We start from the raw sequence: 10,692 nt of genomic DNA on the forward strand, positions 1-10,692 counted from the left end.
GTGGGATTTTTTGTTTTTTCGGGAAAACGCAGGTGGGGGGATAGCTTAGGCAGAGGCCGCGATTTTTCCCTTTTGGCTTCCTGCGCCGGGGCAAAGTCCGCATACAGGGGCAGGTCCGCCTGGCGCCCCCGTCCGATAAAACCGATAGTCCCGCAGTTGATCTCCGAGGAAGTATACTGCCCGGCCCGGAAACTTACCCGCACATTCCGTATCTCTGCATTTTCGTAGTTACTAATCCTGAGGGTCCCCGCGCCATTCCGCTGGTAGAGGGTATGTACTTTAATACTACTGTTCCCGTCCGTAATCTAAACGCCGATCACTCATTCTATGATGCTTAGTCCTTCTTTTTTTGCCAGCATAAGTAAGGGGTGATCGAGGGTCAACAAAGTTGCCCCCGTTCTTCGGGCAAGGGACAAATAGAGCATGTCATAAGCGGAATAATCCAATCGTATTGCTTCATTAAAGGCTTCTATGTTGTTTTCCCTTATGGGGATAAATTCGTCAACCAGTCCTTCCGCCGTTTCCAGCAGTTCATTGCATTGTTCCCGGTTTATAAAATTTCCCTTGTAGTATTTTCTTATAACATTGGCAACTTCGATTCTAAAAAACTCGGAGCTAACTACTTTTTCTGACTGCTCTATCGCTTTAGTGAAATCAATTCCTTTTCCTTGTTGCAAGACAATGGCTATTGCAGCATTACTATCCAATACAACAATCATCTATCCCTATCCTCCCGTATTAGTTTTCCCGGATCAGGGAACGTATCCACATCCTTTAGATTTAAATTTTTAATTCTCTGCAATACAGATTTTCGGCGCAATTTTCTTTCCTGTGTAAGATTTAAAGCGTTTTTTAAGAGAACTATCGTTTGCTGAGAAATGCTCCGGTTTTCAATTTTTGCCACTTGTGAGATTGTTTCATACAGTTCCTGTGGACAATCCCTTACCTGTAATAATGGCATATCAAGCTCCTTTGTCTACCTATATTTCAATAATATATGCATTTTGCATACAATGTCAAGAAAAAAGAGAACCTGATAACGAATTTTGGTGACTGTCACCTTTTCCCCGCTTCGAAGGGTATCATGCTTCTTCCCATTTATGGATAATCCGGAGATTATTGAGGAATGGATACGGCATTTCATGGCGCCCGTCCGGCTTCCTTAAGCAGAGGCCGCGATTTTTTCCCGCACAAGCTCGCTGATAATTTCCGTCGCAGATTTGTGGGTTTTTTCGCTCATGGCGTCCACCCACTGGGCGGTGAGATTATCCACGACCATGGTGTGGGCCATGTGGGTGGTGTAATAGCCCGGCTTGCCCGAAAGCTTTGGTGTAGTCCGAGTCCACAGCTCATCCAGGGCGTCCGCTTCTTCATCGGTCATTGCTGCCATAGTATCCTCCTATAGGTTGGCGAGGCTGCGCGGGGAACTGCGTTGCAAGTAGCGCCAGGATTTACGGCACGGCATCGCATGGAACACGTTGATTTTATTGGGTTCGATCACATTATACAGTATTTCAAGCAGATTTGCATTGGCGTCAAAGTCGATAAGCAGGTTCTTTTCTTCTTCTCCCGCTACCGTTTCGTCATGGATTCGGTGGGTAAAGGCGTGGCGGATTGCCACCTCGGTAAGGCCATGCTTAAAGGCAGACGGATCAAAGGTAATGATCTCGGCCATAGGGTAAGTATACCGGCAAACAGGGGGTTTGCCAATATTATGGTTCAAACCGGTGCCAGGCACCTTTTGGCTTCCCCCGGCGGCAAGGGCGCGGAATACTGGGACGATCTCTTTACCCGCACCACCCCCAAGCTTGCTAGTGGCCCCCAGCGCGGCTATCTTCTGCCTCCCCTTTTTGGGGGCTAGATGGCGGCTTTTAGTTCTTTGCGCACCAGCTCGCCGATGATTTCCGCCGTGGATTTGTGGGTCTTTTCGCTCATGTATTGACACGTTACACGTTACAGCCTAAGATATAAGCATAATGATAGGTTCATTCAAGCACAAGGGACTTGAGCAATTCTTCTTGACGGGAACTAAGAGAGGGATCATTCCCGCTCACGCAGATAAGCTGGAACGGATTCTTGATCGTTTAGATGCCAGTCTTTCACCCAGTGACATGAACTTACCCGGTTACCGTCTGCACGAACTTTCCGGGCAGGAGAAGGGCGTATGGTCGGTTTCGGTAAATGGGAATTGGCGTGTAACCTTTCGATTTGAAAACAATGACGCACACATTGTGGACTATCAGGATTATCATTAGAAGGAGAAGGATAATGAAGCAAACACGAAAACCGGTGCATCCGGGGAAGGTTTTTTTGGAAGATGTTCTTGTTCCGCTTAATTTGACCATTACCGACGCGGCTGCATTACTCGGCATAACACGGAAAACGCTCTCTGAGTTTGTCAACGGGAAGTCGGCATTGAGTCCTGTAATGGCATTACGGATTGCCAAAGCTACCCACACCACAGCAGAAAGCTGGCTTACGATGCAAATAAAACGGACCCTTTGGGAAGCAGAACAATATGAACTATCGGGTATTAAAGATTTTCCTCAAGTAGGCGTAAGCGCATAATGCAACGCCGACTTTAGTCGGAGAGTTCCACGCGCATAAATCAATCCCTGAGGAAAATGATGTTGCGCCAGGGTTAAATTCATAACCGGCGTGTGATCCCCCCGTGGCGGCCGGCTTGGATCGCTGGGCCGGGCCGCCGGAAACGGCGCCGGGCACCTTTTTCTTCCTTGGTGATAGTTCCCTTGGCAACCGCGCCGGCAACCCGGTCAACAATGGCGTCCACATCGTATTCCGGTGAATCCATCTTTTCGTCCATATCCTACCCCTTCAGCAATTCGTAAAATTGCTTTCTCACTTTCATTGCATACTAAGAGCAAAATGTGAAGCTAAACCGCAATCCGGAAGAAAACGGCGATGGGGGCGTTTTCCGGCGCCGGGCGCCTTTTTCTTCCCTACGAGCCGTTTACGCCCCACAGGGGGTTAGGGATCTTTTTTTATCTCTTCGTCCTTAAAACCCATAGTCTCCTCATCGCCTACGATCCAGGCCCCCGAGTCATTGTCGTACTTTGCCACACCATCCTTTTCCTTATACAAGGTCTTGCCGCTAGCGGCAGTGTTGGTGCCTGCAATGGTTCCGCCCAACATGTAGAACTTGCCTCGAGCAATATACACCCCGCCGCCGGCGTCGTTGATGGTGGCGTTGGTGGTGGTGCCGGTGACGTCATTGCTGCGGATGGCCGCCATCCCGTTCATGTTGAAGGTCCCGCTGCCCACATACACCCCGCCGCCAACGTTGTCGGCGGTATTGCCGCTGATGCTTCCCCCGTTCATGTTGAAGGTCCCGGTGTTCATAAGCACCCCGCCGCCGACGCTGTCGGGGGCGTTATTGCCGCTGATGCTTCCCCGGTTCATGTTGAAGGTCCCGTTGTACATAAACACCCCGCCGCCCCCGTAGGAGGTAAAGGAAGTATTGCCGCTGATAGCTCCCCCGTTCATGGTGAAAGTCCCGTTGTACATATACACCCCGCCGCCGCTGCCGCTGTAGGTGCCGTTATTGTCGCTGATGCTTCCCCCGTTCATGATGAAAATCCCGCCGTCCATATACACCCCGCCGCCGTAAGCGGCCTTATTGTCGCTGATGGCTCCCCCGTTCATGGTGAAAGTCCCGCCGTCCATATACACCCCGCCGCCGTGGCCCCAGCCGGAGGCGTAGCCGCCGAGGGCGGTATTGCCGATGATGGTTCCCCCGTTCATGATGAAGGTCCCGCCGTTCACATACACCCCGCCGCCTTTGTTGTTGGTTTGGTTGCCATTTACATGGTTCTGTAGCATGGTGTTCAAGTTCATGACCAGGGTTCCTGTCGCATTAATAGTAATCATCGCGGCGTTATTATACCCTTCCTCCAGGGCGAGGTACTTGATCCCGTCCCCCAGGGTGAGGATGGCGTTCGAGCCCACCGTGAAGAGAGAGGCGTTGGAGTTGGAGCTGCTGTTCTGCTTTATGGTATTCCCCCCTGTACCGGAGGACACCAGTTGGACGTATTTGTTGCTAAAGCTAATGGGGGCGCTGGACACATCATTCAACAGGGTGATCACCGCCGGGGCGCTCGCAGTCCCCTGTGCGGCGGTAATGGCGGCGCTCAGGGTGGTATAGGCAAGGCCGTTCATGGACGCGGCCATATCGGGGTCGGTCTTGGACACAAAGGTCGCGCTGATGGTTACGGCGGCTGCGGGCATGGTGAAGGTATTGGCGGCGCTGATGGATACGTTGGAGGTGGGGGATGTGGTCCAGGTAACCTTCAGGGACGACCCGGCCTGGAGCAGGGAATTGGCCTCCGGCGTTACGGTCACGGCCACGGTGCTGCCTTTGAAGGCGGCGGTGGGGGCGGTGATGGCGCCGGAACCGGTACCGGGGTTGGTCGTGATAATGGCATAGATGGTATAGGTCTCGCCGTCGAGGTTCTGTTCTATGGGAGCCGTGGCGGTGCCGGTAGTGATCGCCGACCCTATGGAGGAGTAGATGATTGCCCCGCCGCTTATCACGGCCTTGAGCCGCAGGTACACCTGGGCATGGTTGGTGGGGATAAACAGAGTATAGGCGCCGTCCACCACCGTGCTGGTCCCCACCAGGGTGCTGCAAGCCTCATCGCTAAAGGCTTCCACGGTGCGGGAAACGACGTCTACCGCGCCGGTAGTGACGGTCCCATACACGGGGACCTCGACGTTAAAATCCCCGTCGGTAAAGTCCCGGGTGATGGTGGTGGTCTGCCCGGGATACACATGGACGCCCCCCAGCCAGGTTGCGGCGGTCCCGGCGTCGCTTTTTATGCGCAGCTCCACCAGGTATTCCCCGCTCGCTATGTCCGCCCCGGCCTCATTCAGCGCCGGGGATTCGTCGCCCAGCTGAATCGGGTTGGTGAGATCATCCCCCGTGATGGCAACCTCTTCCCCATCACCGTCAAGCACCCGCAGGGTATTGCCCCCATAGCTGCCGTCGGGAAAGGTGATGTTCCAGCTGAGTTTGCCCGGCTCCGAGTCCATTCCCCGGTACCGGTCCAGGCGTATCCGCACCGATGCCGGGGACGCGGCCTTCACCGGCACGCCGGGGGCGGCGCCGGTTCCGGAGAGGATGTCCCCCGCATAGGCTTTCACCGTGATCTTCCAGGTTCCCGGGGGCAGGTCCACGGAGGCTGTGGCGCTGGTCAAGGTTGCCTCAACATCGGGATAGTCGCCGTTGGTTTCCGCAAAGGTCAGCACATACTTGGTAAACTGGTTTTCGGGGAAGATCGTCCGGGCGCGGAGGCTTGCCGCCGGGAGCGCCGCCGTATCCGGGGGAAGTTCCAGGGAGATTTGCAGCCGCCCCATCCCCGGCGCGGGAAACTGGGTTGCAGATTCCGGGATGGGCGTGTTTTCCGGGCCCAAGGCGTTGGCGCAGGAGCCCAGGATGAGGCCCGTTGCCAGCAAGGCTGCCAACACGATTGCTATTTTAGTACCGTTTTTCCTGTATATGTTCATGGCGATCTTTCCTCTTTACTGGGTAACCGTAAATTTCAATTCCCGGGTATACAAAACCCCGGCTGTTGTTATCACCTTCACCGTAAGGGTGTGGTCCGACACCAGGTAATCACGGGCATACAGGGTAACACTCGCCGTTGTGCCGTAATCACTGTTATTGCTATGGGCAGTGATGGGCAGCTTCACGCCGTCCACGTACCACTGTATGGTATCGCTGATTCCAGTTCCGCTCACCGTAAATTCCTGGGTACGACTCCTGCCCCAGCTTATGCTGACGGCTTTTTCGGGGCTAATGGCGATGGGGTCCTGAGCCCCGTCGATGGCTATGCCCGCCTGCTGTAGCCGGGTTACGTTTATGGTGTAGTATGTGGTTGCCGAACCGTCCTCAGACTTTACCGCAATCTGTACCGGTACTATTTGTCCGGGATTAATGTTCCCGGTGGGTGTCGAAGTCAGGGGATTATCGCCGAATTTATAGCGCGCCGTTCCGTTGTTCCAAGGAACCGCAATCAAGACTATGGCATTGGAAGTGTTGGGGATAGTCACCCCTGCCAGAGTGTCGCTGCTTGTGTCTACACTGACGTCGTTCACCAAAAGGATTTCCAATTTGGCGGTATTCGATCCCAGGGTTCCCGTTACACTTGGGGAGTAGTCCCCGGCGGCGGCAGCGTTACTGTTGCCTGCTTTAACCCACACATAGTAACTGGCGCCCGGTTCAAGGCCTGTAAGGGTCTTGGTGGTTACATTACCAAGAATTTGGGTCAATGCGCCTACTGGGGTATCAGCATCGATGGTTTTTCTGTACGCCAGGGTATAGTTCGTTGCCCCGCTCACCGAGCCCCAGGAAACGGAGAGCTGACCGAAAGCGCCAGCCACCCGGCTTACCGCAGGAGCCGCCGGTGCGGCGAGTTTCCGGGTTACGGTTATGGTATAGTTATTAGTGGCGCCGCCGGCCGCCGTTACCAATACTTTGGCCTGTACCACCGCGCCGTTGTTGATATTCTTGTAGTTAATACCGCTCAAAGAACCGCTGTCAAATCCGTAAGAAACCACCGCATTGCTGTCCGCCGCAGCAGCATGAACAGTGACCTGGTTACTATCCGCCGGAAGTAGTACCGAGTAATTCGACGTACCCGACATAAAGGGCGGGGTCAAAGTCGCCCCATCTATGCTCAGGGTGCCCAGGGCAGCATTGCTGCTTTTCGGTGTTCCGATGATCGGCACGGTATTGTAGTCCCCGCTTACGGTCCCGTTCTTCGCCCGGACCCACACATAGTAAACGGTCCCATCGGTAAGGCCGCTCAGGGTTGTACTGGGGTTCGTTCCCCCATCGCTTATGCCCAGCTCTGTAGCGCCCAAGCCGCTGCTTACCGTTCCGTAGCGCAGATCATAGCCCGAAGCCCCGCTCACCTTATTCCAGCTTACTTTAAGTTCCCCGGAATTAAGGGTATTAACCGCAGTAATACTACCCGGCGTGGCGGGCCGGCTGTCGGTCCGTACATTTACGGTTTCACTATTCCCCACATTCCCGGCACGGTCCGCCGCAGTAACGGTAATGCTGTATTGCCCGCTGTTATAGCCCACTGAATCTATGGCATAGGCCTCTTCCCCCTTGTTCAGGGTAAGGCTTGTCAAAACCCCGGTTCCCGCCTGCCAGGCAAGGCGGATCTCTTTCAAGTCAGGGTCCACCGGATCGGTCCAGGTAACGGTAATCCGCTGTACATCCCGGTCGTAGGAACCCGCCAGGCCCCACACGGCCCCGGGCGGGGTGGTGTCGGTTTCTACAGTCTTTGAAGTCCCGGCGGACTGGTTCCCCGCGCGGTCAACTGCATAGGACCGCACCGTATAGCCCCGGCTGTCCGAAACAACCCCAGTAATAACGTAGGATTGCTGCCCCCGGCCTATCCGCTGGCTTCCCGCAATGCCTTCCCCGGTGATCCCCCATTCCAGCAATATTTCCTGCAAATCTGCATCCGCCGGATCGGTCCAGCTGGCCGCGATGGTCTTGGAGCCCTGGTTATAAAAAGGGGTAACCGTAACCGCGCCGGGGGGCGTGATGTCCGGGTATACGGTCACCGAGGTCCCGCCGGATTCTTTCAATGCGTTGGCGGTCTTCACCGTTACTGTGTATGCCGCGCCGTTGGTCGGCGCTATGCCGGATATGACATAGCCCTGGCTTGGGCCGCTTAAGGCTAGGGAGGCTGAACCGCCAGCAGTACCGCTCCAGCTAATCTTGATGGTTTCCGCTTCCGTATCCCCCACGGGGTTAGTCCAGGAAAGGACCATACCCTCTGATGCCTGATTGTAGGAACCCTGCAGATCGCTGACCGGGCTGGGGATCGTAGAATCCGCGTTAAAGGGGAACTCAGCCGCGCTGCGGTTCCCGCCCCGGTCGACGGCGCTAAGGGTAAAGTTATAGAGCCCGGAATCAATGCCGGCCAGGACCGCCCGCTGTTCCCCCGCATTCGCTTTTGCTGTACCCCCGGCCCAGCTTATGTCGATATAATCCAGATCCACATTGGCCGGATCAGCCCAGGTCAGGGTGATAGTCCCGGCAGCCCGGTTATACACGCCCCCAATCCCGGCTACCGGGTCCGGGGGCAGGTCCAGCAGGGCCTCCACATACAGGCCCCGGGTCTGGGCATCCACATAGCTGTACCCGATCCCGAAAGAGTCCCGGGGCTGTATGTAAAACCGGATGACCCCTTCCTTGGCGGTCTGCACCGTGTGGGGGATTACAAAGGGCGTCTTTTGGAATTCCTGGGCGTACTTCAAGGCCAGGGGGGAATCGGCGTTCCGCAAATTCTCGTTGGGGTAGGCCGGGGAAGGCAGAATCTCGGCAGTCACCGCGCGGCCTGCAATATCCATAACCCGTTCCTCGGTGATGCTTATTTCCTTTATCATCGCCGAGCTTTTATAGGCGTCAAAAAGCAGGTACACAGTCCGCTTGCCATCTTCATCGCTTTTTAGGGCATATTCCGCCGGCCAGGTCCGCCCGGCGCTGTCATAGCTGATGGTTTTCCCGGAAAAAAAGACATCCTCCTCCTCAAGGCCCAGGGCTCCCCTGATAAGCCCGCTGTCAACCACCGGGAAGTTCAGGTCAGGGCCGTCCGCAGCCCCGTAGCTAAAGGCCCGGCTTTCCGCCATATATATGGGATAGTCTCTGCTGCGTATGCCGGTCCCCAGTTCTATCGTAATATTGTTGTTGGAAAGGGAAACGCCGTTCCGCAGGGGCTCCAGGCGTATCCAGAGCCCCGCCGGGTCCTTTTGCATATCGTACTGGCCCGTCAAATCCCGGACCACCGGGTTCATCCCCTGGTCAGCCTTCCCGGTAATGGCGATGGTTCCCTGGGGATTGTCCGTATTCAGGAAAGAAAGGCTTTCCGGATCAATCGGCGTGTTAAAGCGTATCTCCACGGGGTAGTTGGTGGGCAGCCGCTCAAAGGTAGCGTTGGGCAGGTTATGGTCCGTCACCACCGGCAGGGCCGCGCAAAAGGGGGTGATGATTAGTTCTTCATTGATAAAGGCCGTCACTTCAACTTCGGTCCCCGAAGCGTTAAGGCTTCTAAACTGCACCTCGGCCTCTAATTTCACGCCCGGCGCGGCAGCCCGATAAGCCTGCCATTCCACAAAGCCGAACCCGGGGTTTACGGTAAAGGAGGCGTTAAAGGGTACTTCCAGCTTGGGCCGGTTGTCCGCCAAGGAAATGAGCCCTGCCGGGGGGTTGGAAGAGCCCGAACCGGGGACCAGTTCCATACGCACCGAAAGGTGGGGCGCCTTGGACAGCCATACCTCGTATTCCGCCCCGGAAATGGCGTCCTTTTCCGGCTTATTGAGAAAAAGGTCGCACCCGGCAAATATGAGGGCGGCTCCGCAGACCAGGGCAAAAAAGCGCACTGCTTTCATAGCGCAGCTCCTTGGCATAATGCAGCATGAGGATGGGTATTTGAAAGATACGGGATATATCCTAGTAAATCTATCGGAATTGGGGGGGGTAAGAAATGTATCATAGTATTCCTATTAGATATATAATAAATAAGCTTCCACAACAAGCGCTACTTGCAACGCAGTTCCCCGCGCAGCTTACAAAAGAGCAAAAACGGGTATATGGGCTATCTGACATATATCCCCCAATTTCTGACTATACAAGTATAATATACCAATAAAAAGAATTTTTCTACTTTTTTTTACTAAAATTCGTAAAATTAACGACAGAAAGGTGACTGTCACCCTTTTCACCCGGCCCGAAAGGACAAAGAAAAAGCGGTATTTAGTCCCTATGCTGGGCGCTTAAATTTTCAGCTGCTTTCATTCTTTGTCTTCTTTCTATAAAATTAACCTAAGGCTATTCGGAACTTACGGCGAAAGGGAGGGCCCATGACTGGGGCTAAAAAGGCAATTTTTCTGGACATTGACGGAACCCTGGTAATCAATCGGACAGGCCCTTTCCCTGAGGACACGGATATGATCACCGCGGCCCACCAGGAGGGGCATAAAATCTTTCTCAGCACCGGGCGTTCCCTGGCCCATATTCCCCAGGAATTGCAGGAAGCGCCATGGCTGGACGGCATAATCGCCGGCGCCGGGGCCCAGGTGCTCATAGGGGACAAAACTGTGTACCACAAATGGGCGCCCCGGGAAATACTCCTCCCAATCTGCGCCTATTACCTGAAGAATGATAAGTTCTGCGTTTTTGAAGGGGAAAACGGCGTCTTCGGGCTAAACCTACCCGACAGATTTAGCAACACTGAAAATATCCTCCCCATTACCGGGGCCGACGACTTCGTTACCCGCTACCCCGATGCCATTATTTCCAAACTTACCCTGGGAGGGCAGCCCAGCGATCCTGAACGGCTCCTTTTATCGGAATTCTTCCAGATAAACGCCTTCCCCAATTACTTTGAAGGGATCATCCTAGGGGAAAGCAAATCCAAAGGCATGGGCATTATCCTGCAAACCCTGGGGATGGCCCGGGAAAACACTATCGCTATCGGAGACAGTGCCAACGATATTGACATCATCTGCGCTGCCGCCCTGGGCATTGCCATGGGAAACGCCAGCGAAGAATTAAAAGCCCTGGCCGGCGCAATCACCGGCAACTGCGGCGAAGGCGGGGTCGGCCAGGCTATTAAACGCTTTGTGCTTGAGGCTGATTAAAACCCGCATCAA

At 54.7% G+C, this 10,692-nt stretch carries 11 protein-coding genes; 4 read left to right on the forward strand and 7 right to left on the reverse strand.

What is annotated here, in order from left to right; all coding sequences use genetic code 11:
* Positions 1-320 precede the first annotated feature (320 nt).
* The 4 genes from TREPR_RS12480 to TREPR_RS12495 form a co-directional block, all read right to left on the reverse strand.
* A complete protein-coding gene (locus tag TREPR_RS12480; RefSeq protein WP_015708679.1) occupies positions 321-719 on the reverse strand; it encodes a type II toxin-antitoxin system VapC family toxin in 399 nt (132 codons plus the stop codon).
* Positions 716-961, reverse strand: a complete 246-nt coding sequence (locus TREPR_RS12485) for a hypothetical protein (protein WP_015708680.1) — start codon at positions 959-961, stop codon at positions 716-718. The genes TREPR_RS12480 and TREPR_RS12485 overlap by 4 nt, the downstream gene beginning before the upstream one ends.
* 201 nt (positions 962-1,162) lie before the next feature.
* Positions 1,163-1,390, reverse strand: a complete 228-nt coding sequence (locus tag TREPR_RS12490) for a hypothetical protein (protein ID WP_015708682.1) — start codon at positions 1,388-1,390, stop codon at positions 1,163-1,165.
* A 9-nt stretch (positions 1,391-1,399) separates the two neighbouring features.
* On the reverse strand, positions 1,400-1,675 hold the full coding sequence (locus TREPR_RS12495) for a hypothetical protein (RefSeq protein ID WP_015708683.1): 276 nt from the start codon (positions 1,673-1,675) through the stop codon (positions 1,400-1,402).
* Positions 1,676-1,714: 39 nt separating this feature from the next.
* Between TREPR_RS12495 and TREPR_RS18660 the strand changes: the two genes are divergently transcribed.
* The 3 genes from TREPR_RS18660 (at position 1,715) to TREPR_RS12505 (ending at position 2,568) form a co-directional block, all read left to right on the forward strand.
* Positions 1,715-1,861 carry a hypothetical protein gene (locus TREPR_RS18660; protein WP_015708684.1) on the forward strand — a complete coding sequence of 49 codons (147 nt, stop codon included), beginning with the start codon at positions 1,715-1,717 and terminating at the stop codon, positions 1,859-1,861.
* A 115-nt stretch (positions 1,862-1,976) separates the two neighbouring features.
* On the forward strand, positions 1,977-2,255 hold the full coding sequence (locus TREPR_RS12500) for a type II toxin-antitoxin system RelE/ParE family toxin (protein WP_041611190.1): 279 nt from the start codon (positions 1,977-1,979) through the stop codon (positions 2,253-2,255).
* Positions 2,256-2,268: 13 nt separating this feature from the next.
* Entirely contained in the window at positions 2,269-2,568 is a 300-nt protein-coding gene (locus TREPR_RS12505; protein ID WP_015708685.1) for a HigA family addiction module antitoxin, read from the forward strand.
* Positions 2,569-2,647: 79 nt separating this feature from the next.
* Here the strand turns inward: TREPR_RS12505 and TREPR_RS18665 are convergent, their stop codons facing one another.
* The 3 genes from TREPR_RS18665 to TREPR_RS12515 all read right to left on the reverse strand — a co-directional run bounded on the left by TREPR_RS18665 (position 2,648) and on the right by TREPR_RS12515 (position 9,429).
* On the reverse strand, positions 2,648-2,824 hold the full coding sequence (locus TREPR_RS18665) for a hypothetical protein (protein WP_015708686.1): 177 nt from the start codon (positions 2,822-2,824) through the stop codon (positions 2,648-2,650).
* Positions 2,825-2,988: 164 nt separating this feature from the next.
* The gene (locus TREPR_RS12510; protein ID WP_015708687.1) at positions 2,989-5,523 is read right to left on the reverse strand and encodes a hypothetical protein; all 2,535 of its coding nucleotides are present in this window, start codon (positions 5,521-5,523) and stop codon (positions 2,989-2,991) included.
* Between the two features lie 15 nt (positions 5,524-5,538).
* A complete protein-coding gene (locus tag TREPR_RS12515; RefSeq protein ID WP_245534734.1) occupies positions 5,539-9,429 on the reverse strand; it encodes a fibronectin type III domain-containing protein in 3,891 nt (1,296 codons plus the stop codon).
* 471 nt (positions 9,430-9,900) lie between these two features.
* Between TREPR_RS12515 and TREPR_RS12520 the strand changes: the two genes are divergently transcribed.
* Positions 9,901-10,680, forward strand: a complete 780-nt coding sequence (locus TREPR_RS12520) for an HAD family hydrolase (RefSeq protein WP_015708689.1) — start codon at positions 9,901-9,903, stop codon at positions 10,678-10,680.
* The last annotated feature ends 12 nt before the right edge of the window (positions 10,681-10,692 follow it).

The sequence above is a fragment of the Treponema primitia ZAS-2 genome, from assembly GCF_000214375.1.
GTDB classification, from domain to species: domain Bacteria; phylum Spirochaetota; class Spirochaetia; order Treponematales; family Breznakiellaceae; genus Termitinema; species Termitinema primitia.

Coding starts and splice junctions, on each gene's coding strand:
- TREPR_RS12480 (WP_015708679.1), bottom strand. CDS start 719: ATGATTGTTGTATTGGATAGTAATGCTGCAATAGCCATTGTCTTGCAA.
- TREPR_RS12485 (WP_015708680.1), bottom strand. CDS start 961: ATGCCATTATTACAGGTAAGGGATTGTCCACAGGAACTGTATGAAACA.
- TREPR_RS12490 (WP_015708682.1), bottom strand. CDS start 1,390: ATGGCAGCAATGACCGATGAAGAAGCGGACGCCCTGGATGAGCTGTGG.
- TREPR_RS12495 (WP_015708683.1), bottom strand. CDS start 1,675: ATGGCCGAGATCATTACCTTTGATCCGTCTGCCTTTAAGCATGGCCTT.
- TREPR_RS18660 (WP_015708684.1), top strand. CDS start 1,715: ATGGTTCAAACCGGTGCCAGGCACCTTTTGGCTTCCCCCGGCGGCAAG.
- TREPR_RS12500 (WP_041611190.1), top strand. CDS start 1,977: ATGATAGGTTCATTCAAGCACAAGGGACTTGAGCAATTCTTCTTGACG.
- TREPR_RS12505 (WP_015708685.1), top strand. CDS start 2,269: ATGAAGCAAACACGAAAACCGGTGCATCCGGGGAAGGTTTTTTTGGAA.
- TREPR_RS18665 (WP_015708686.1), bottom strand. CDS start 2,824: ATGGACGAAAAGATGGATTCACCGGAATACGATGTGGACGCCATTGTT.
- TREPR_RS12510 (WP_015708687.1), bottom strand. CDS start 5,523: ATGAACATATACAGGAAAAACGGTACTAAAATAGCAATCGTGTTGGCA.
- TREPR_RS12515 (WP_245534734.1), bottom strand. CDS start 9,429: ATGAAAGCAGTGCGCTTTTTTGCCCTGGTCTGCGGAGCCGCCCTCATA.
- TREPR_RS12520 (WP_015708689.1), top strand. CDS start 9,901: ATGACTGGGGCTAAAAAGGCAATTTTTCTGGACATTGACGGAACCCTG.